Source organism: Flectobacillus longus (genome assembly GCF_030056705.1).
GTDB classification, from domain to species: domain Bacteria; phylum Bacteroidota; class Bacteroidia; order Cytophagales; family Spirosomataceae; genus Flectobacillus; species Flectobacillus longus.
On record NZ_JASHIC010000033.1, the window covers coordinates 16,724 to 39,060 of the forward strand.

General features: G+C 37.1%; 14 protein-coding genes and 1 riboswitch. Of the genes, 12 read left to right on the top strand and 2 right to left on the bottom strand.

Features of this window, described 5'->3' with window-relative positions; translation table 11 throughout:
• Nucleotides 1-121: 121 nt before the first annotated feature.
• The 3 genes from QM491_RS21660 (at nucleotide 122) to QM491_RS21670 (ending at nucleotide 6,615) form a co-directional block, all read left to right on the top strand.
• Nucleotides 122-3,577 carry a SusC/RagA family TonB-linked outer membrane protein gene (locus tag QM491_RS21660; protein ID WP_283329622.1) on the top strand — a complete coding sequence of 1,152 codons (3,456 nt, stop codon included), beginning with the start codon at nucleotides 122-124 and terminating at the stop codon, nucleotides 3,575-3,577.
• Nucleotides 3,578-3,587: 10 nt separating this feature from the next.
• Nucleotides 3,588-5,024: a SusD/RagB family nutrient-binding outer membrane lipoprotein gene (locus QM491_RS21665; protein WP_283329623.1), complete on the top strand. Its 1,437-nt coding sequence runs from the start codon at nucleotides 3,588-3,590 to the stop codon at nucleotides 5,022-5,024.
• A 118-nt stretch (nucleotides 5,025-5,142) separates the two neighbouring features.
• On the top strand, nucleotides 5,143-6,615 hold the full coding sequence (locus QM491_RS21670) for a calcineurin-like phosphoesterase C-terminal domain-containing protein (RefSeq protein WP_283329624.1): 1,473 nt from the start codon (nucleotides 5,143-5,145) through the stop codon (nucleotides 6,613-6,615).
• 993 nt (nucleotides 6,616-7,608) lie between these two features.
• Here QM491_RS21670 and QM491_RS21675 read toward each other — a convergent pair.
• A complete protein-coding gene (locus QM491_RS21675; protein WP_283329625.1) occupies nucleotides 7,609-7,992 on the bottom strand; it encodes a hypothetical protein in 384 nt (127 codons plus the stop codon).
• 461 nt (nucleotides 7,993-8,453) lie between these two features.
• Here QM491_RS21675 and QM491_RS21680 point away from each other — a divergent pair, with 461 nt between their 5' ends.
• Nucleotides 8,454-11,450 carry a T9SS type A sorting domain-containing protein gene (locus tag QM491_RS21680; RefSeq protein ID WP_283329626.1) on the top strand — a complete coding sequence of 999 codons (2,997 nt, stop codon included), beginning with the start codon at nucleotides 8,454-8,456 and terminating at the stop codon, nucleotides 11,448-11,450.
• A 137-nt stretch (nucleotides 11,451-11,587) separates the two neighbouring features.
• On the opposite strand, the gene QM491_RS21685 is transcribed toward QM491_RS21680, so the two are convergent.
• Nucleotides 11,588-13,885, bottom strand: a complete 2,298-nt coding sequence (locus QM491_RS21685) for a GH92 family glycosyl hydrolase (protein ID WP_283329627.1) — start codon at nucleotides 13,883-13,885, stop codon at nucleotides 11,588-11,590.
• A gap of 390 nt (nucleotides 13,886-14,275) precedes the next feature.
• Nucleotides 14,276-14,479: riboswitch (cobalamin riboswitch) on the top strand.
• A gap of 162 nt (nucleotides 14,480-14,641) precedes the next feature.
• Here QM491_RS21685 and QM491_RS21690 point away from each other — a divergent pair.
• The 8 genes from QM491_RS21690 to cobC all read left to right on the top strand — a co-directional run bounded on the left by QM491_RS21690 (nucleotide 14,642) and on the right by cobC (nucleotide 22,336).
• Nucleotides 14,642-16,609: a TonB-dependent receptor plug domain-containing protein gene (locus QM491_RS21690; protein WP_283329628.1), complete on the top strand. Its 1,968-nt coding sequence runs from the start codon at nucleotides 14,642-14,644 to the stop codon at nucleotides 16,607-16,609.
• Nucleotides 16,610-16,672: 63 nt separating this feature from the next.
• Entirely contained in the window at nucleotides 16,673-17,269 is a 597-nt protein-coding gene (locus QM491_RS21695; RefSeq protein ID WP_283329629.1) for a DUF6580 family putative transport protein, read from the top strand.
• A gap of 298 nt (nucleotides 17,270-17,567) precedes the next feature.
• A complete protein-coding gene (locus tag QM491_RS21700) occupies nucleotides 17,568-18,500 on the top strand; it encodes an ABC transporter substrate-binding protein (protein ID WP_283329630.1) in 933 nt (310 codons plus the stop codon).
• Between the two features lie 99 nt (nucleotides 18,501-18,599).
• A complete protein-coding gene (gene cobU, locus QM491_RS21705) occupies nucleotides 18,600-19,103 on the top strand; it encodes a bifunctional adenosylcobinamide kinase/adenosylcobinamide-phosphate guanylyltransferase (RefSeq protein ID WP_283329631.1) in 504 nt (167 codons plus the stop codon).
• Between the two features lie 36 nt (nucleotides 19,104-19,139).
• Nucleotides 19,140-19,844: a Dph6-related ATP pyrophosphatase gene (locus QM491_RS21710; RefSeq protein ID WP_283329632.1), complete on the top strand. Its 705-nt coding sequence runs from the start codon at nucleotides 19,140-19,142 to the stop codon at nucleotides 19,842-19,844.
• Nucleotides 19,841-20,881, top strand: coding sequence for a nicotinate-nucleotide--dimethylbenzimidazole phosphoribosyltransferase (cobT, locus tag QM491_RS21715; protein WP_283329633.1), 1,041 nt, complete (start codon nucleotides 19,841-19,843; stop codon nucleotides 20,879-20,881). The genes QM491_RS21710 and cobT overlap by 4 nt, the downstream gene beginning before the upstream one ends.
• Nucleotides 20,882-20,985: 104 nt before the next feature.
• A complete protein-coding gene (locus QM491_RS21720; protein ID WP_283329634.1) occupies nucleotides 20,986-21,762 on the top strand; it encodes an adenosylcobinamide-GDP ribazoletransferase in 777 nt (258 codons plus the stop codon).
• Between the two features lie 10 nt (nucleotides 21,763-21,772).
• Complete coding sequence (cobC, locus tag QM491_RS21725; RefSeq protein ID WP_283329635.1) at nucleotides 21,773-22,336, top strand: alpha-ribazole phosphatase; 564 nt, start codon at nucleotides 21,773-21,775, stop codon at nucleotides 22,334-22,336.
• Nucleotide 22,337: the final 1 nt, after the last annotated feature.

Below are 22,337 nucleotides of genomic sequence, written 5' to 3' on the forward strand. Positions count from 1 at the left end.
ACTATTTTTTGAATAAAAAAAAGGTCAATGAAGGGTCGAGCTTCATTAACCTTGCAAACAATCCCCATGTCGTAGCGCCTTTTACAAGGAGCCCTTATAGGTTATTATCTTAAGCAAACTTATGCAAAAAAAACGATTCTCGCTAATTATTAAGCGAATCATCTCGGTGCCCACGCTCTCGTTGGCGCTAGGCTTTGGTATATGTAATGTACAAGTATCCCAAGCACAAGAAGTATTGAATAACAAAGTATCTGTTCAGGCTCAAAACCAGAGTTTAGAAAGTGTTTTATCTCAAATTGAAAAACAAACAGGCGTTCGTTTTGTATATGCAGGAAGCTTGATTTCGGAAAAAGATAAACTTACGTTTTCTGCCCAAAATCAAAACTTAAAACAGGTGCTCAATGGTATTTTTTTAAACCGAAATATCGATTTTAGTTTTTCTGGTAATAACCAAATTGTCCTAAAAGCCAGCCCAAAGTCGCAAGACCATACATCGGTAAGTGGAAAAATCACCGATGCTCAAACAGGAGATGCGTTACCAGGGGTAAATGTATCGGTAAAAGGCACAAGCAAGGGCTCAACATCTGATGCTAATGGTAATTTTAAAATTAGTATTTCAGAAAAAGACGCTGTATTGCTATTCTCTTTTGTGGGATTTGCTTCTCAAGAGGTTCCGATAAAAGGAAGAAATCACCTCAATGTTCAATTATCAGAAGATAATAAATATCTCAATGAGGTTGTTGTAACTGCTTTAGGTATCAAAAGAGAGGAGAAAGCCTTAGGATATTCTACCCAAAAATTAGATGGTTCTGCTGTAACAGATGCTCCTTCTAACAACTTTATGAATGCCCTATCTGGTAAAGTAGCAGGCTTGAACCTAACCAAAACTGATGGACCTATGGGAAGTAGCCGCGTGACATTGCGTGGCGAAAGTATTTTGGATTTCAATTCCCCAGGTGCTTTAATCGTAGTCGATGGCGAACCAATTAATACTTCCTTTCAAGGTGTAGGACATGGGGCTTATTTGGGTGGCGATTCTCCAATTGATTTTGGGAGTGCGTTGACAGATATTGACCCCAATAATATTGAGTCTATCAACGTATTGAAAGGCCCTGCTGCATCGGCGCTATATGGGTCTCGTGCTGGAAATGGAGCGATTATTATCACGACTAAAAGTGCTAGTAAAGACAAGAAAGGACTTGGCGTGTCGTTCAATTCTTATGTCAGCGTCGATCAAATTAATCGTTGGCCAGACTATCAATATCAATATGGTCAAGGAACAGCAGGTCAGAATTATTACTCCTATGGCACAACGGCAGATGGTGCAGGAACGCAAAGTACAAGTTCGGCTTGGGGACCTAAATTTGATGGTCAATCATTTTATCAATATGACTCACCGCGTGATGCCAATGGTACTTTTACAGAAAGAACACCTTGGAAACCTTATACAGACAATCGCAAAAACTTTTTTGAGCAAGGAGTAACCTTGTCAAACAATATTTCGATTACCAATGTGAAAGACAAAAGCAATACTCGTTTGAGTCTTTCACAAATGAAAAATAACTGGATTTTGCCTAATACGGGCTATGAACGTATTAGTTTAGGTTTTTCAAACAATTCACAGATTTCGGCTAAGTTGAGTACTTCTGCGAAGGTAAATTATTACAATAAATTTAGCGATAACCTTCCGTCGACGGGCTATAACAACCAGTCGATTATGTACTTTATTGCTTTCCAAAATCCAAATGTTAATCTGGATTGGTATCAACCCTATTGGTTGGCGGGTAAAGAAGGTTTGGAACAAAATCACCCTTTTAGCTCTTTGATTGATAATCCTTATTTGATTGTATATGAAATGCTGAACAAATCAAGTCGTCATAATGTCACAGGTACGATGTCGGCTACCTACAATATTTTGAAAGGCTTAGATTTAACGATACGTACTGGTTTGGATATGGGTTATGAATTCCGTTCGCAACAACGTCCGAAAAATACCCAAAAGTTTCAAGCAGGTATGTATCGTCAGCAAAATGTATTTAACCTAGAATCTAACGCTGATTTTTTGTTGAAATACAAATTGCCATTAGAAAAGACTTGGCAAGTAACTACAAGTTTTGGAGGGAATATTTTGAATCAAAGTCAAAAATTTACTAATCAATTAGCCGATCGCTTGGTGATTCCTGGGGTATATAATTTGGCGAATTCTGAGCAATTGCCACTTACGCAAAGTGACCGTGCCGAAAAGCGAATCAACAGTTTGTATGGTTTTGTAAATGTTGGCTATAAGGATTTTGCCTTTTTGGATATAACAGGTCGTAACGACTGGAGTAGTACTTTACCAAAGCAAAATAATTCTTTCTTTTATCCATCAGCTACTTTGAGTTTAGTTTTATCTCAAATGACTAATATGCCAAATTGGGTGAGCTATGCCAAGCTTCGTGGTGCTTATGCCAGTGTAGGCTATGACGCTCGCTTAGGGACATATAATCTAGAAAAAATCTATAACTCTGGCACATTCCCTGGCGAACTCGAAAATCCGAATGTTATAGCAAATCCCAACCTCAAGCCTCAACGTAATAATTCCTTCGAAGCAGGAACAGAATGGCGTTTTTTCAAAAATCGCTTGAGTGTAGACGCAACGGTTTATGAACAAACTACTATCAATCAGATTTTGTATGCTCCAGTCGAATATGCTTCTGGATATAGTTCTTCGCTGATCAATATGGGTAAAGTGGTAAACAGAGGTGTTGAGTTAACATTGAATGGAAGCCCTGTGAAAAATTATGCTGGATTTTCGTGGGATGTAACTGTCAATTGGTCGATGAATAGAAATAAAGTATTGGAGTTAAATAATGAAACTGGAAGTGTGATTTTGGCAAAATACGTTGGTAGTCGTGTAACTGTGGAGGCGAGAGAAGGTCAGCCTTTAGGAACGATTTACGGACTTGGCTTTAAGCGTTCGCCAGAAGGACAAATTGTATTTGACAAAGATGGATACCCTGTGCTTACCGACCAGTTTGTTAATCTAGGGAATACAAATCCTGACTGGAGAGGCAGTATTTCTAATAATTTTAAATACAAAAATTGGAGTTTGTCAGTACTATTTGACATTCGACAAGGTGGTAGAATTTTCTCATTGACAAATTCTATTTTGGGTGAACAAGGTAAAAATACAGCCACATTGGCAGGTAGATATGATGGTATAGTTGGACAAGGTGTAACCCTCAACGCTGACTGTCAATACGTGCCAAATACCACGAAAGCAACTAATATCGTAACCTACTACAATAAATGGTATGGTCGTGACAATGTGGAGGCTAATACCTTTGATGCTTCATTTGTCAAACTTCGTGAGGCTCGTTTGGCTTACACAATTCCTACAAAAGTACTTCGTAAGACTTTCTTAAGAACTGCCAGTATCGGAATTTACGGTCGTGATTTATTTGTATGGTCAACTTTCCCAGCTTTTGACCCCGAAACATCTACGCTCGATAATGCCACTATCACCCCAGGTTTAGAAGTTGGACAATTCCCATCTACTCGTACTATGGGAGCAAACCTTACTATATCTTTCTAATTTTTATAACATGAAAAAACTTATCTTTTTATATCTGTTCCTTATCCTAGCTCTGACGTCTTGTACAGAAGGCATGGAAGAGCTCAATCACGACCCAGAAGGGGTATCGTCCGCCACAGCAGGCAGCTTTATGAATACTGCCATTTTGGAAGGAGTTAACACTGGTTTGAGTCGAAGCCATCGCCTCAATAATGAGTTGATGCAAGTGACAGTTTCCTTGACCGAAGGCAATACGGTGTTTCATCGATATGTGCTTTTTCCGAGTGAGTCAGATTACATGTGGAGCAATTATTATTTGTCATTGACCAATATCGAAGATATGATTCAAAAGGCAAAAGCCATGTCACAGTCCAATTACCTTGCCATTGGACTTACTTTAAAGGCTTGGTTGTTTGCGAACTTGACTGATATTTATGGTGATATTCCCTATTCACAGGCATTGAAAGGGTATCCCAATTACATAGTAAATCCCGCTTTTGATAAACAAGAAGACATTTATACCGACTTGATAGCAAAACTAGATACAGCCAATGCGCTTTATGATGTCAGTAAAACCTTAACTTTAGGACAAGATGCCTTGTTTGGCGCAGACAAGAGTACAGTTGGGACGGTTCGCTGGAAAAAATTCACTAATTCGCTTCGTTTACGACTATTAATGCGTGGTGAAGCCAAATCTCCAGTTTTTCGAGCACAACTGAAAACCATGTTGTCAAACCCAGACAAATATCCTTTGATGGCTAGTTTTGACGAAAGTGCTGCTTTGAAATTTACACAAGTTACTCCTCTATTGAATCCCTTTACCAGTACCCGTGATTATGATTTTAATGGAGCAAATGCAGTTTCTGAGTTTTTTATCAAAACCCTAAGCACTTGGTCTGACCCAAGATTGGATATTTGGGCTACCAAAGCCAGTGGTAAATATACAGGTATCCCAAGTGGATATACCATAGCCGAAGGTCCAGCGATGAATGCCATAAGTTCTTCAAAACTTAACAAAAACCTTAAAACTTCTTTAATTTTAGGTACTATCTTGCAATATGCGGAGGTAGAGTTTTTGTTAGCTGAGGCAGCGTTAAAAGGATATACCACTGATAGTCCCAAAGACCATTATGAGAAAGGTATTTCTGCTTCGATGAAATATTGGGGTGCAACGCAACCAACCGACTTTTTGACTCGTTCAGGCGTTGCTTATAACGGAACACTCCAACAAATCATGACGCAAAAATACATTGCTCTATTTTTCAATGATATGCAACAATGGTTTGAATACAAACGTACAGGATACCCTGTTTTGCCAGTTGGTAAAGGCATTGAAAACAATGGTAAAATGCCTATGAGATTAAAATATCCCTTATCGACGCAATCACTTAATCGTGCTAATTACGACAAAGTAGTAGCTCAAATGGGAGGAGACGATATCAACACCAAAACATGGTGGACGAAGTAAGCAGGTAATTATTAGTGATGAATTGTGAGTTAAGAATTGTGAATGTAAAATATTGATAATTAAAAGTTTACATTCACAATTTAGCATTAATATTTAGCTACAAAAACAACCAAAATATATGTTTAACAGAAGAAATTTTCTTAAGAATTTTGGAATAGGAGGGGCTGTGCTTGGAGCACCCTCTGTCGTGGTAAATGACCAGCCTGCAAACACTGAATTTGTCACAATAAAAGGTACTGTTTCTGCCAATGGCAAAGGTATTCCTCAGGTATCAGTAACAGACGGCTTTACGGTAGTTAGAACCGATAATAATGGTAAATATCAAATCAAGGCGCATTCGCAAGCTGAGTTTGTGTATATCAGTGTGCCATCTGGATATGAATTTCCCAATGAAAAGGGAGTCGCACGTTTTTATCAAAAATTAGATACGGCTAAAAGTACTTTTCAGGCAAATTTCACCTTGAAACCTTTGTTAGTTGACGATACCAAACACCAATTTGTGGTGTGGGCTGACCCTCAGATTATTTCTAAAAAAGATGCTGAAGAACTACAAAAGTCAGGCGAAGATTTAGCTGAATTGGTAAAAGCAGTACCAAAAGATACTCTTTTTCATGGTATCGGTTGTGGAGACCTAGTTTGGGATCATTTTGAATTGTTGGATGATTATATCGCTGCTTTTGGGAAAGCTCAGATTCCATTTTTTAGTGTGATTGGTAACCATGACATGGATTTGGATGCCAGAACTGACGATTTTTCTTCCAAAACATTTAAAAATACTTTTGGTCCAACTTACTATTCATTCAACCGTGGCAAAGTTCACTATGTGGTTCTGGACGATGTGTTTTTTATGGGTACTGCCAAGAAATACGTTGGGTATCTCACAGAAAATCAATTGCATTGGCTAGAACAGGATTTGGCTTCTATACCCAAAGGTTCAACAGTTGTAGTGAGTTTGCATATTCCGACCAACACGGGTCATGCTCGTCGTAACAAACTAAAAGAGGAGGAATTAGGTGGAACTGTTGCCAATAGACGTCAATTGTATAAAATGCTAGAGCCATTCCAAGCACATATTATGTCGGGACATACCCACGTGAATGAAAAATGGGAGGAAGGCAATATCATTGAGCACGTCCACGGAACGGTTTGCGGTGCTTGGTGGACAGGACCCATTTGTACGGATGGCTCGCCAAGTGGATATGGCGTGTATCAGGTTGATGGCGGAAATATCTCTTGGTATTACAAAGGAACAGGCAAACCTGCCACGTATCAATTGAAAGTGTATCCGAAAGGAGCGAATAAAGATTTTCCAGAAAGTATTGTCGCCAATGTTTGGAATTGGGACAAAAAGTGGAAAGTTGAATGGTGGGAAGATGGAATAGTAAAAGGAGCAATGGAGCAAAAAATTGGACTGGACCCCCTAGCTATTGAGCTTTTTGCAGGACCCGAATTACCTAAAAAACATAAATTCGTGGATCCGACTATGACAGACCATTTGTTTTTTGCCCAACCTTCATCACAAGCCAAAACGATTGTTGTGAAAGCTACTGATAGATTTGGGAATGAATATACCGAAAAAATTAATTTGTAGAATGACCGTTATGCCAGCTTAATAAATTGGTGTACTTGAAGAAAACCCTTGGAAATGCACAGTGCGATTCCAAGGGTTTGATTTTATACCTTTTCCAATCTTAAACTTATCATTCTAAGATTGATAATAACTAGTGCTATGATGGCAAACACTAAAGATATGTTATCGAACAATAGTCCTATATTGATCAATAAACCAGCATAGAGGTATTCTACAGGAAAAAGGGAGTTTTTCACTTCGGGATTTCTAAGGTATTTACTCAAAAAGTAAAAAAGTACAAGATTGATGAGAATCAGGCAAAGGGATAAATAAGCGCTATTATCAAACGGAAAATGAAGTGTTTTGTGTTGAGCAAAACAAACATTGACAATGATAGGTATGCCAGCTACTAGTAGCCATTTGTGAAGGTTCATAATGAGTGATAGTTTAGGTGAAATAAATTGTGCGGAATAAACCGTTACAAAAGTGTTTTTTTGCCTACTCTCCATAGTCGGTAGGCAGCACTTAAAGAAAATAACCCTAATAAAGACCAGATTGATACGGAATAACTACAGACAATTTGAAAAATGCTTATAGATAAACTGTATGAAAAATAATCCCAATTAAAATCACTAAAGGAGTTTATTGACTTGAAAATTGTTCGGAGGTTATACAGATGATAAATACCTGTGACCATAATCGTACTTCCGAAAAATAGGTGGAATTGGTCGAGTGTTGGGTAAATATCAACGAAGAAATGACAAAAGAGAATCAAACTCACTATTGATAAAATCAGGAGAGGAATTATGAACTTTTTCATGTAATTGCGTTTAAAAAGGAATGAAAGGTGAACTAATTCTAAGTTAATAAGTTGTGCTTAAAAGCAATAGGTTTTTGCTTGATATTTTTACGATTCAATAAGAAATCCCTGATAATTGCTCAGTGTAAATATTACTACACGAATAATTATCAGGGATTTTTGTGAAGATGAGATTTATTGCTTCATACGCTCATCTATAGTTCTACTAAGTCTTCTTTTTCTTGTAAGACAAAATTATCTTCTTCCCAATTTTGCTCGTCAATACTGGCTTTAGCATAATTCAATGTAAGAGTTGTAGCAGTAAGCAATACTTGTGAAACAAAGGACGCTTCTTCCATTTTAAGCATAAATCCATTGATTCCTACAGCTACGAATAACCCTCCCAAATAAAAATAGGAAAGTTTCTGTGAGGCTAAAAGATGCTTGAAAGCCATAACGAAATGTACCAGTAAAAAAACATTGAAAAACAGCACTGGAATATTGGTAGTAGTCGGTGTACTCCAAACCGTAGTAACCTGATAAAATGAAGTGATGATAATAGCAAATCCTATAGCAATGAATAGTTGTTGTGATTTCATAGGCGAGAATGTCCTAAGATTTAAGTGAGTTTATTAATAAAATGCAAATTTTACCTTTAACCGAAAACAAGGCAAGTTTTGTCACTTAAACTTATTAAACGAGATCTGAGATAATATTGAGGAGCATTATTGACTGGATTCTGACAAATATATAGTATGCTTTTTGACTATTTGAAAGTTTGTTCACTAATAACCTGATTAGTTATTTTTCACTAATAAGAATATTGTTTAATTTTGCAATTATTTGAGAGACGCATACTTACAAAGTGAAAAGATTACACCGATTACACCTAGAGTAGAAGTTAAGTGGTGATTAAGCTATAAATAGAGAATTAATTATTTGTAGATAAATTGAAATACCTTACACCTATAATCTTGTATATCTAAGTTCCCTTCAGCTTTTGTGATTAAAGCATTTCTAATAACTACAAAAAATTATAGTTCGTTTAAATTAGCTCGCCATGAAACACTTTTACACTTCTTATTTCAGAGTGTTAATACTCTGTATTTTACTTGTATTACCTCTTAGTCCTTTTGCGCAGTACTTGCCTCTAAAAACCATTTCATTTGTAGATGAAGTTGGGAAAAAAGCCTTAGTTAAATCAGTTGATAATATATTAGTCAAAGGAAATAAAGTTATTTATCTGGGTTCTAATGCAATTATTACAACTGATAACAGCGGATTATTTGTCTCAAAAAATGACAACCTTTACCCACAAACAAGTCAGTTTTATAGTGATGCCAGCAATGTGGAGGTCGACAAATTAGGTAATTACTTCATTTTGAGTAGTTTGAATACGATTCAAAAATATAGCCCTAAGGGAATAATGCTGTTTTCGTTTGATGCATCAATTGCTGTTTCTGACAATTTTCAATCCTATGATTATGATTTGGAGGTTGATGATTCAGGTACAATTTATATTGGTGGTTACAATGGCTATGTCCATAAATATGACAGCCAAGGTAGATATTTGGGCAGATTTGGTTCATCAGGTTTTGGCGATGGTCAATTCTTTGGTGTTATCAATAAAATTTTAGTTGGTAGTTCTGGTAAAATTTACGTTAGGTCGGGTGGAAGTACCGCCTACGCCAAAGTGCAAGTGTTTGATAATAAAGGTAATTATCTCTCAAAAGTTGAGTCCTCAGAAGGAATAAAAGATTTCACAATCGATTCTGATGAAAAAATATATGTGCTTAAATCATCAAAAAACCTAAACTTGTATGTTTACAACAACGCTGGTGTTGAGTTATCTAAATCACCATACAGCAATGATATAAACGAAGTAGGGCAAATAGTTTTTGTGAAAAGTAACAAACAGGTAGTTGTTCAAACATTGAGTTTAAATGACTCGCAGTGGAGGTTTTTCGATGCTAGTACTAAACAGTTGATAACTGATGTATATACGCCATATACAGCTCCTGCACCTGTTAGTGTTCGTAGTATTCAAGCGCATCATTACACCAAAAGGCTATTTGTACTTGATGATTATAAAATGATGGTATATGATTCGACTTATAAAGAGATTACAAGTTTGAGAAATTTTGATGCAGGTATAGTAGCAAAATATCACCCTATAACATTTGCATTGGACAACAAAGGAAAGAGTTATTTCTTAACTCCAGAACGTTCTGGAGCCTACAACAAATATAGTTTGTATGAGGAAGGCAAACTGGATCAACCCCTTTTTACCCTTAGTTTAGATACTACTCCAGAGCAAATCTTTATGGATTATGACGAAAAAATGTTACCTATTGTACTGATAAAAGCATTCGACAACTTGACAGCTTACTATTTGAACGGACAGCAGTATATGAAAATCATTAGTAAGGGTGCAAATAAGGCATATAAAAAGATGGACGGAAATTACTTGATTATTAATGATAGTCCAAAAAATATTTTGAGCTTTGGTTTTCCCTTCAAAACCTTTATCCCTAAAGTATATACAGGATATTCAACAGTAGATGGATTTGTAGAAAATTCAAGTAGTGAATATATACATACCGTTAATGTTGAAGACTCAAGATCTCTTGAAATACAATCATTTGACCTTTCTGCAAGAAATATTGCAAGTGCCAGAGTAGAAGTTTCTCAAAACGGTGAAGCTAAAATAGCTACCATAAAGGATGATATAATTGTAAGTCGTGAGAGGTCTAATGAGATTAAAATATTTGGATTTACTCCAAAAGCCAACACACGAGCCAACATTATTACGGGTCCAAATACATTTAACTTTACAACCGAAATTACCTCAAAGAATATTAGTTCCGAGTTTAAGAGTAGTGTAAATAATTTGACTTATAAAATAATTTCAGGAGAATCCGTAACTATTAGCTCAACAGGTGAGCTCCAAATCGTAAAAGGCGGGAAATCAATATTGGAAGTACGTTCAGCAGCAAGTGGGGCTTATGCAGAAACATATACTTTGGTAGAAATTTCGGTTGATAAGGCATATCAATCTTTTAGCTATACAACTAGTTATAAAAAGAAAATCACTGATTCGGACTTTACGATTGAGATTAAAAATACCAATAACACAAAGCCAACATTGTCAGTATTGTATGGTAATAGTGTAGAGTTTAATCCTGTAACTAATACGGTTAAAATCGTAGGTATTGGCCAAACATATATTTCTGTTATAGCACCAGAAGAAGACAGATATAGAGGGCATTTTGGTTCAATTATCATAGATGTTGAGAGCGCGCCTAGGTTAACTCCCAATATAACCATTTCGAATGTCAGTAAAAAGGTAGACGATGTGATGTTTGATTTGAAGCCAACTACTGATTCTGATTCTCCATTTACGTACACATTGCTTGAAGGAAACTCAGTTCAAGTTAGTGCAACGGGTCAAGTAAAAATACTTCAAAGCGGAGTTTCAACAGTAAAAGTATCGACTGCACAAACCATAAAATACAATACAGCCTCTGCGAATGTGATTATCACTGTAAATAAATATGATCAAATGATTACGGTAAATACTTTGCCAAATGAAGTATTACAGAACGTAAAGTCCTTGGATTTAACAGCAACAGCATCATCTTCTTTACCTGTTGCAATTACTGTAACTGGACCTGCTAAGTATGAGAATGGTAAAATTACATTTACAGGTATTCCAGGAACTGTTCAAATAGAGATTTCACAATCAGGAAATGCGAAGTATAATGCAATTAGTTTGAAAAAAACTATTGAAGTCAAGCTTGTTTTAGGAGTCAACGAATTAGGAAACAATCAAGGAATGGTCGTATATCCTAATCCATTTGCAGAAAAAATCAATATTGACTCTGATTATCAAGGCGGTATTATTCAGATTTTTGATACAAAAGGTCAACTTATGATTGAAAAAATATTAGAAGGAAAACAGCATGAAGTGAATTTGCAAATGCTTCCTTCTGGTGTATATATCCTCAAGTTTTCAAAAGGTGAAAAATCTATTCAACAAAAAATTATGAAATACTAGTTTCGTAAATGTTTGATTGTAGGAATATCTAAAGCGTATTGCTACCAGTATATATTTTTAAAAGCCCTAGATAAAAATGAATTCATTTTTATCTAGGGCTTTGCCTTATCTTCAAATTAAGAGAAGATAATAATCAATTACTTTACAAACGAATAAGGAATGTCTGTCTCCGATACACCTCTGTTCGTAGCTGGGCTTGACTGCATCAAGAAATCCAAAGTAGCTCCTTTTTGCAAATCATTGTGACTCAACCAGTTTTTAGAATAATCTTTGCCATTCCATTTCAAATTGCCAATATACTTATTATCAGCGCTATTATTTGGCGCTTTAATGACAACTTGTTTACCATTCTCAAGTGACAAGGTAACTTTTTTGAACAATGGAGCACCTAATACATATTGGTCTGTACCTGGACAAACAGGGTAGAAGCCCATCGCTGAGAAAACATACCAAGCGGAAGTCTGTCCGTTATCTTCGTCACCACAGTAACCGTCTGGTGTTGGTTGATATAATTTGTTCATTACTTCACGCACCCAGTATTGTGATTTCCAAGGTTGTCCTGCATAGTTGTACAAATAAGGCATGTGCTGTATTGGCTGATTGCCATGTGCATAATTACCCATATTCATAATTTGCATTTCACGAATTTCATGAATTACAAAGCCGTAATACGAATCATCAAATACGGGTGGAACCACAAAAACAGAATCCAACATATTAGCAAATTCCTTTTTGCCGCCCATTAAGTTTGATAATCCATTGATGTCATGGAATACACTCCAAGTGTAGTGCCAAGAGTTACCTTCAGTGAACGCATCGCCCCATTTGAACGGATTGAAAGGCGATTGGAATGTCCCATCAGCATTTTTACCACGCATCAATTTATGACTTGGGTCATAAAGGTTCTTGTAATTTTGTGAACGCTTGGCAAATCTCTCTAATTCTGATGCTGGCTTATTTAATGCTTTTCCTAACTGATAAATACAAAAGTCATCATACGCATATTCGAGTGTACGAGCAGCATTTTCGTTGATTTTTACATCATAAGGCACATATCCCAAATCGTTGTAGTATTTCACACCTTTACGACCTACCGATGTTAATGGACCTTCGTTTTCGCTGTTTTTCAACATTGCTTGATATAGTGTTTCAACATCAAAACCTCTAACGCCTTTGATATAAGCATCGGCTATCAATGAAGCCGAGTTTGAACCAATCATACAATCACGGTGTCCGGGACTTGCCCATTCTGGGAGAAACCCACTTTCTTTATAGGCATTCACCAAACCCTCCATAATATGAGAGTTAAGGTCACGGTGCATCAGGTTGAAAAATGGAAATACCGCACGGAAAGTATCCCAAAATCCATTATCTGTAAACATATATCCCGGCAATACTTGACCGTTATAAGGGCTATAGTGAACAACTTTTCCTTTGGCATCTAGTTCATAGAATTTTCTTGGAAAAAGCATGGTACGATACAAACACGAGTAAAACGTACGAGTTTGGTCTACGCTGCCGCCTTCCACTGCAATTCTTGAAAGAGCTGTATTCCAAATACCTTTTCCTAAGTTTTTAATCTCCTCAAATGATTGACTTCCTACTTCTTTGAGGTTAATTTCAGCTTGTTCGAAACTGATAAAAGAAGAAGCAATTTTAGCCGTTACCTGCTCACCGCGTTTTGAGATTTTGAAGCCAACAACAGCCCCAACATGATTATCTGTTACCGATAATTCGTTTGTAAGCAATTCTTTTGCCTTCCAGACCGATTTGTAAGTAATTGGCTTATCAAATTGAATGATGAAGTAATTCTTGAAGTTTTCAGGAACGCCACCACTGTTTTTGGTGGTGTAGCCAATAATCTGATTTTTTTCAGGAATAATTTTCACAAAAGAACCTTTATCCAAAGCGTCAATTACCACAAAAGCGCTGTCAGTTTTGGGAAAGGTAAAGCGCATCATAGCCGCACGTTCAGTAGGAGTGATTTCGGTAGTAACGTCATGATCTGCCAAATACACACTGTAGTAATAGGGCTTGGCAATTTCGGATTTGTGCGAAAACCAGCTAGCACGTTGGTCTTCATGAAAACGAATTTTACCAGTAATAGGCATAATCGCAAACTGACCATAGTCGTTGATCCACGGACTTGGCTGGTGTGTTTGTTTGAAGCCACGAATTTTGTCGGCATCATAAGTATAAGCCCAACCATCGCCCATTTTACCAGTTTGTGGCATCCAGAAATTCATCCCCCAAGGCAAAGCAATGGCAGGATAGGTATTTCCTGTAGAAAGGCTAGGTTTTGAGGCAGTACCCATCAGAGGATTAATCCATTCTACGGGGTCATTTACTTTGTCAACGGTTTGTGCTTGTGAACCAAGCGTCAAACTGCCTAATAAAAGAGTTAAAATTTTGGAGTTTTTTAGAAAATTGGTCATTTTTTTAAAATTTCAGGGAGTAAAAAAATGTTTGATTATAGAATTAATGTAAAAAATTGAGATTGGCGTTGAAGTTAACAGATTTGTTTGAAATGATTATAAGCATTTGCATGAGAGTCCGAAAAATAAAAGTTTGTGACTTTCTGGTTTTTTTTCAGTAATTTAAGAAAGCACTCATTATAAATCTATAAATTTTGCTAACAATTAAGTATAATTACTTATTTTATTATTAATAATAAATACTCAAATTTGTAACATCAAAGTGCTATTACAATGAAACAAGACTTTCGAGAGCCATGATTGTGGTTATCATAATAATATTTGGTGTAGTTTGGAATAGCGTATCGATTTAGTTGATACGCTATTTTTTTTGTCCTAATTTTTTCCATAACTTTGCCAACAGTTTATGGTGCTTTAGTTTTTCCCAGTAAAAACCTCAAAGCTTAATAGGGAATCAGGTGTGATACCTGAACTGTCCCCGCAACTGTAACACTCAATTGTGTCAACTCAATCCTCATAACCACTGAATTTATTTCGGGAAGGTTCGAGTTTGACGAGTGAAGTCAGGAGACCTGCCATAGATTATTCTTGATACGCGCTTACGGAGGATGAGCAAAAATCGAGCGTTCGCAAAGTATTTTCGCTTTTTTTATTGACCATTATCAACATTTTTAAACAGTTCTCTGTGCTGCTTTTGCGGTAATAGAATGAATGTTTTGGAGTGGGTGAATAAAAAAATGGAAGTTCAAATTCTAAATGTTTTATTCTTCAAAGTTATTTCCATCAGTCGTATTGCTTGCCTTGTGCGCAAGCGTAGAAAGTATTGCTCAAAATTCAGAAAAGACACAGGTGCTTGATGAGGTAGTTGTTAGTACAAACAAATATCCTCAAAAGCAGTCTCAGTCTGGAAAAGTAGTTACAGTAATTGATGCTGCTACAATCCAACGTAGCAAAGGTAAAACCGTAGGCGAGTTGTTGAATCAACAAGTTGGTCTTACGGTAATTGGTTCTCAAAATACACTTGGTACAAACCAAGATTTGTATTTGCGTGGCGCAGGCGCTGGATATACCTTGATTTTGGTTGATGGCCTGCCTGTATATGACCCTTCAGGTTCTTCTACCTCATTTGACATCAACTTGATTGCTATCGATCAAATCGAGCGTATCGAGATTTTGAAAGGCGGTCAGTCTAGTTTGTATGGTTCTGATGCTGTAGCTGGCGTAATTAATATTATTACGACAAAAAATAGTGGTAAAAAATTAGGTCTTGGCGGAAGTTTAGCGGGCGGTAGTTATGACACATATCGTGCGAGCATAAATGCAGGCTGTCAGTACAAAAAAACGACTTATGGCTTGTCGTGGAATGGTACTAAATCAAATGGTATCTCTGCAGCAAAACAGCCAGAAACAGCCAAAACTGCCTTTGATAATGACGGTTTCAAACAGAACAATATCCAAGTAAAATTAGGTCAGCAAATAGGTGAAAACTTGACCTTGAGAGCTGATTTGATGAGTAATTACTACAAAACAGACTTGGATGCAGGATCTTTCAAAGACGAAAAAGACTATACATTTGAAAATAAAAACTTGCTTTGGTCTGTTGGCGGTGCTTACCAATTGAAAAATGGAAAGTTAACGGTCAATTTTCAGCAAACCAATGGTCAAAGGGTATATGTCGACGATTCGGTTCATGTGGAGGCTGGTGCTTTTGCCAAATATTCTTATGGTTATTACCGTGGCGTAGCAAGATTTGCGGAGGCTTACTATGCTCATACATTTTCTGATAAAATCAAATGGGTATTAGGTGTCGAAAATCGTTGGCAAAACACCGACCAAACGTATTTGTCTATCAGTAGCTATGGCCCTTACGAGAGTCCAGCTATTAAAGCTTCAACAGCCAATACAAGTTTGTTTAGTGGCTACACTTCTTTGAATTTGCAAGACTTCAATGGCTTTGGTTTAGAGCTTGGTGGACGTTACAACAATCATTCTATTTATGGTAACAATTTTACGTATAACGTTAATCCGTTCTATTGGATTGGAAGTAGATTAAAAGTATTAGCTACCTATTCTTCAAGCTACAAAGCGCCATCCTTATACCAATTATTCTCACCTTATGGCAACGAAGCTTTGAAGCCAGAGGTAGGTAAAACAGGTGAAATCGGTGCTCAATTTTTTAGCAAAAATCACCAATCATATATTCGTGGGGTGTACTTCAATCGCAATATCAAAGATGTGATTGCTTATATCAGTATCAACCAAGACCCTTGGGGACGTTATGTAAATTTGAGTCAACAGAAAGACCATGGGTTTGAAGTAGATGCTCAATGGAGCATTGGCAAAGCACAAGTAAAAGCTAATTATACTTTTGTAGATGGCGAAGTTACGACACAAGTAGCTGGGAAAGATACTACTTATGCTAATCTTTTCCGTCGTCCAAAACATACAGTTAACGTAAATGTGGCTTATCAAATCTTGAAAAATTGGTCAGCTCAATTAGCACTTCGTTCGGTAAGCAAAGCAAGTAGTGGTCCTTACGACGATGCTAAAGTTGTTCTCGGAAATTACACAACATTAGATTTTTATACAGAGTATCAAATCAATTCGACTATCAAATTATTCTTTGATTTGAAAAACCTTACAGACAAGGAGTTTTCAGACGTACCAGGCTACAATAGCCGTCGTCGTAACTTCATGGCTGGAGCGGTATTTAGTATTCACTAAAAGGCAAGGCAAGGTAGAAAACATTGATTTTCTGCCTTTCTAACAGTAAAAACGATTACAAACATGACAAAAACACAACTAAATCCACGTGTAAGTCTGCTACTATCAATTGTAATTTTGGTAGGAACAGCACGTCTCATCAACGCCTCATGTCTCAATCCTTTGAGTAATTTTACGCCAATTGGCGCTATGGGCTTATTTGGAGGTACGTATTTTTCTCAACGCTGGAAAGCCTTCGCATTTCCTTTATTGACACTTTTATTTTCTGACTTAATCATCAATGGGATGATTTATGGAGGAAAATACGGTATCATGTATAGCGGCTGGATGTATAATTACGCCATTTTTGCTGGCATTGTATTGCTCGGAAAGGTTTTGATGAAAAAAGTAAATCTTCAAAATTTCTTATTGAGTGGTGTAGCTGCATCGGTAGGATTTTGGTTGCTGGTTGACTTTGGTGTTTGGTTTGGTGGAGGTATGGATATTCGCACAGGCGGAGCACTTTCAAGAGATTTGAATGGCTTAATCCAATGCTATATCCAAGGATACCCATATATGCTTAATTTCTTAGCAGGAACATTGGGTTATGGTGCCGTGATGTTTGGCGCTATTGAATTTGCAAAAACAAAATTACCGAATATTGCCTTTGAACAAGCTTAGTATTTAGTTCTGAAAAATCTGGTTAATTTTTCAAAGTAACACTTTTTAATTTCTCAATCATACCTATAACCTATTGTTTAATATATACTCGGATCAACTATAATAGTTCACACCTTTTTTAATAATAAATTGTAAATTTTTGATAATCAGTAGTTTATTTGTTTTTAGGTAAATCCAATAGGTATTGAGGTAAAAGTTTAAAAATGTTTCTTCGGAAACCAGAGAAACATTCGCCAAAAGCTGATAGCCCAAACCTCACAGCCAATTACCGTCCAAACCCCATAGCCATTTATTTAATATGAGAGCCTGTTCTTTTTTACCAGCTGCTACCCAGATGATTTATGATATGAATCTTCAGGGGCATTTGCATGGCGTGACTTTTGAATGTAGTACCGAATCTCGTAGCGAAAAGCCTATCGTGGTACGTTGCGTATTAGAGGATAACAACTACACGAGCGATGAAATAGATAGAATCTTTTCTTCCTATAAAGCACAAGGAAAAAGTCTGTACTATGTAGAGCAAGAGCGACTCGAAAAAGCTTCACCAGATGTGGTTTTTACACAGGATGTCTGTGAGGTTTGCCAAATTGATACCGTTTGTACAGCTAGTGCCGTATCTCAGCTTCCAAAAGTTCCTGAATTGGTGGCACTTACACCCAAAAATCTTAAAGAGGTGTTTGATTGTGCCATTCAAATAGCAACAGCTTTAGGAAAAGAAGAGGCAGCTTATGAATATTTGTCAAAACTCAATGCTAGAATAGACGTGGTAATTGATACCCTACGTAAACACAAAGCACCAGTTAGACGAGTGAGCTTATTGGAATGGATTCAGCCCGTATATAATTGTGGACACTGGATACCATACCAAATTGCTTTTGCAGGAGGAATAGATATGCTAAGTAACCCTGCTGGCTATAGCATTGTGACCGATTTTGATAAAATAAAACGTTATAATCCAGAAGTTTTGGTGATTGCCCCTTGTGGATTCGAAACCGAACGTGCTAGAGAAGAGTTATTTCTGCTCGAAAAACAACAAGGTTGGGATGAACTTCAAGCTGTGCAGAACAAACAAGTGTATTTGGCTGATTTTGATATGTTTACTCAACCGAGTGCGTCAACACTAGTGAATGGAATAGAGGTATTAGCTGCCTTATTTCATCCTGAAATTTTTGAAATTCCAGCACATTTAAAACACAAAGCCGTAAATATCTATGAATCAGTATTGGTGTAGGTATTAGTGCTGAGTTTCGAGTGTAAAAATGTCCTTACTTAAAATAAATGATTTTCTGAATGTTGAAGGCTAAAAGCCAACAGCTATAAATATAATACCATGATTTGGATGATTACAGGCGGTGCTAGAAGTGGAAAAAGTAGTTATGGACAAAATCTGGCACTTAGCTTTTCTCAATCGCCAACGTATCTTGCCACAGCAAGGTATTGGGATGGAGATTTTGAAAAAAGAATCGAGCGCCATCGTGGCGACCGCGACGAGCGTTGGACTTTGATTGAAGAAGAAAAGCAGATTAGTAAAGTAATTGAAGCCGATAAAGTGTATATGATTGATTGCGTGACACTTTGGTTGACGAATTTTTTTATTGACGAAAAAAATGATATTGAGGCTTGTCTAACCAAAGCGAAACAAGAAATTGACAAATTGGCAAAGCTCAATGCTACGATTATTTTTATTACCAACGAATTAGGAATGGGCGTGCATGCTGAAACTGAAATGGGAAGAAAGTTTGTAGATTTGCAAGGGTGGGTCAACCAATATCTTGCTCAAAAATCCACAAAGGCAACCTTGATGGTAAGCGGGATTCCTGTGCAGATTAAGTAATATTAACTGAATTTTGCTCCTAAACTATTATACCCCATGACACATAAAGCTCTTATGAACTGGTCGGGAGGTAAAGATTCGGCATTGAGTTTTTATCATGCGCTCAAAGACCCTAACTTGAGTGTCGAGACACTTCTTACCTCAGTTAACGATTCGTTTAAACGTATTTCTATGCACGGAGTACGTGAAGAATTGCTCCAACAGCAAGCCCAAAGTATCGGCAAACCCCTTGCGACACTTCGCTTACCCGAAACGGTTTCGATGGAGGAATACCAGCAAAAAATGGCTGAAACTTTAGAGCCACTTTTGTCACAAGGTATTACACATTCCATTTTTGGGGATATATTTTTAGAAGATCTTCGTAAGCACCGAGAGGAACGTTTGGCTCAACAAGGTATTACAGGTGTTTTCCCTATTTGGAAAAGAGATTCGATGGAATTGCTAGAAGAATTTTGGTCTTTGGGCTTTCAAACCATTGTTGTGAGTGTGAATGGAAACTTATTAGATAAAAGTTTTTGCGGAAGAATCCTCAACAAAGACTTTGTCAACGACCTTCCACCCAATATTGACCCTTGTGGAGAAAATGGGGAGTTTCATACATTCGTTTTTAAAGCACCCTATTTTAGCCAAGAAATAAAATTTGAGATAGGAGAGACCGTCGACAAAACTTACGAATACAAGGATGCAGCCCTCAACATGCACCGCACAACATATTACTTTACAGATTTGATTCCTTTATGAAAACGTTCCATATTCCCGTGCCAGATTCATCTATTTTAGACGCTATTCAGCATAAAATAGATTTCAAAACCAAACCACTAGGTGCACTGGGGCAATTAGAAAAACTTGCTTTGCGAATTTCGCTGATTCAACAAACTTTACATCCTTCCTTACAAAAACCTCATTTAGTCGTATTTGCGGGTGACCACGGTGCTGCACAAGAAGGTATTAGCAAATATCCTCCTGAAGTGACCTATCAGATGGTCATGAATTTTGTGCAGGGTGGCGCAGCTATTAATGTATTTTGTCGTCAACATAACATTACCTTAGAGGTGGTTGATGCTGGTGTGAATGGAACATTTGATAAAAACCTGACTATTATTCAGAATAAAATTCCAAATACATTTGGGACAAAAAACTATCTGAAAGAACCTGCCATGAGCATCAAAGAAGGACAAAAGTCCATAGATAAAGGTGCAGCACTTATTCAAAAGATTTACGAAAACGGTTGCAATATCATCGGTTTTGGTGAAATGGGAATTGGTAATACTTCTTCAGCAAGCTTGATTATGAGTAAAATTTGCAAATTACCATTATCAGAATGTGTGGGTCGAGGAACAGGACTAGATGACCAAGCTTTAAGAACCAAACTTCAACTCTTACAAAAAGCCCAAGATTTGCATCGTCGATTAGATACCCCACTAAAAGTTTTGACAGCATTTGGTGGTTTTGAAATTGCCCAAATGGTAGGAGCCATGCTGCAAGCTGCCGAACTAGGCATGATTGTGTTGGTAGATGGATTTATCGCAACATCTGCCTATTTGATAGCGCATCAGATTGAACCCAATATTTCGCATTATGCCATTTTTTGTCATCAATCAGACGAAAGCGGTCACAAAACCATGTTGGATTTCTTAGGAGCAAATTCCCTCCTCAAATTAGACTTACGCTTAGGAGAGGGTTCAGGCTGTGCGTTGGCGTATCCAATTATCCAATCTGCGGTAAACTTTATGAACGAAATGGCAAGTTTTGAGTCAGCTGGGGTATCCAATGTTTAGCTTTGGGCTTTTGGCAGTCAGTTATGGGCATTTGGCAAAAGTTTCAAGAAGTCATTTTTACTTTTGCTTTATTCTCAGGTCTTTATCAATTAAATTAACTTATCATGCTAACTCGACAGTTTCATATTTTTCTCAATGCTCTCATGTTTTATACCCGTATTCCTGTACCCAAATGGATGAAACATGACGAGGATATGCTCAACCAAGCAACTGTTTATTTCCCAGTGATAGGTTGGATTGTAGGCGCTATTTCGAGCCTTCTTTTCTTGCTTTTTTCGTTGGTGTTGCCTTTCCCAATTGCTATTCTTTTGAGTTTGGTTGCAAGTATCCTAACAACAGGTGGGTTTCATGAAGATGGATTAGCTGATGTTTGCGATGGGTTCGGTGGAGGCTGGACCAAACAAAAAATATTGGATATTATGAAAGACTCACGCTTAGGAACATTTGGGTTGTTGGGTCTTGGGTTGGTACTTGTTTTAAAGGTAAGTAGTCTCTTTTACATCGGAAAAGACTATCAAATTTATGCCCTCATGTTGGTGCATCCACTCAGTAGATATGCGGCGCTGTCGATGATTTTTACTCATGAATATGTTCGTGAAGACGCCCTAAGCAAGGCAAAACCTATTGGCAAGAAAATAGGAATAGATGCCTTTTTTGCAGCTTCTATCTTTGCTTTATTACCAATGTGTATTGTGAGTTATGTAACGCAAGATTGGAGAATTATAGGCATTTTAGTTCCTGTATTCTTAATGCGAGCCTATCTTTCTAGGTTTTTTACCAAGTGGCTTGGTGGCTACACAGGCGATTGTTTGGGTAGTATTCAACAATTGACAGAGGTTATCGCGTATTTGTATTTAGTAGGAATTTGGACGGTAAAATAAGATTTTCATAATGGATATATATCTGATTCGACATACTTCTGTGGATGTTCCCAAGGGACTATGTTATGGGCAAAGTGATGTTCCCTTGGCAAAGACCTTTGAGGAGGAAGCAAAAGTTATACAAAAGAAACTTCTGTCGACTCAAGTGGATTTTGATTTACACTCAAGCCCACTAAGTCGTTGTACTCATTTGATGGAATTTTTGTTTCCAGAAAAAGCATTCCAAATAGATAAAAGGTGGATGGAGATGAATTTTGGCGATTGGGAAATGAAGCTTTGGAACGATATTCCTGAAGAAGAAAGTCAACTATGGATGCAAGACTTTGTCAATGTGGCAACTCCCAACGGTGAAAGTTTTTCCCAGATGATAGCAAGAGTAAAATCTGTTTGGGAAACGACTTTAGAACAAACTATAAACCATAAAGTCATTGTTTGCCATGGTGGCGTATTACGAACAATTTTACACTTAATTTTAGAAATTCCCGCTCAAAAAGTCTTCGCAGTTGATATTGATTATGGCGCAGTCATCAAAATACAATATCAGTATGGTTTCTTTAAGGTAAAGTTCTTGTAAG

Coding starts and splice junctions, on each gene's coding strand:
- QM491_RS21680 (WP_283329626.1), top strand. CDS start 8,454: ATGAAACACTTTTACACTTCTTATTTCAGAGTGTTAATACTCTGTATT.
- QM491_RS21670 (WP_283329624.1), top strand. CDS start 5,143: ATGTTTAACAGAAGAAATTTTCTTAAGAATTTTGGAATAGGAGGGGCT.
- QM491_RS21720 (WP_283329634.1), top strand. CDS start 20,986: ATGCTAACTCGACAGTTTCATATTTTTCTCAATGCTCTCATGTTTTAT.
- cobU (WP_283329631.1), top strand. CDS start 18,600: ATGATTTGGATGATTACAGGCGGTGCTAGAAGTGGAAAAAGTAGTTAT.
- QM491_RS21685 (WP_283329627.1), bottom strand. CDS start 13,885: ATGACCAATTTTCTAAAAAACTCCAAAATTTTAACTCTTTTATTAGGC.
- QM491_RS21675 (WP_283329625.1), bottom strand. CDS start 7,992: ATGAAATCACAACAACTATTCATTGCTATAGGATTTGCTATTATCATC.
- QM491_RS21710 (WP_283329632.1), top strand. CDS start 19,140: ATGACACATAAAGCTCTTATGAACTGGTCGGGAGGTAAAGATTCGGCA.
- QM491_RS21695 (WP_283329629.1), top strand. CDS start 16,673: ATGACAAAAACACAACTAAATCCACGTGTAAGTCTGCTACTATCAATT.
- QM491_RS21700 (WP_283329630.1), top strand. CDS start 17,568: ATGAGAGCCTGTTCTTTTTTACCAGCTGCTACCCAGATGATTTATGAT.
- cobT (WP_283329633.1), top strand. CDS start 19,841: ATGAAAACGTTCCATATTCCCGTGCCAGATTCATCTATTTTAGACGCT.
- cobC (WP_283329635.1), top strand. CDS start 21,773: ATGGATATATATCTGATTCGACATACTTCTGTGGATGTTCCCAAGGGA.
- QM491_RS21665 (WP_283329623.1), top strand. CDS start 3,588: ATGAAAAAACTTATCTTTTTATATCTGTTCCTTATCCTAGCTCTGACG.
- QM491_RS21660 (WP_283329622.1), top strand. CDS start 122: ATGCAAAAAAAACGATTCTCGCTAATTATTAAGCGAATCATCTCGGTG.
- QM491_RS21690 (WP_283329628.1), top strand. CDS start 14,642: ATGTTTTATTCTTCAAAGTTATTTCCATCAGTCGTATTGCTTGCCTTG.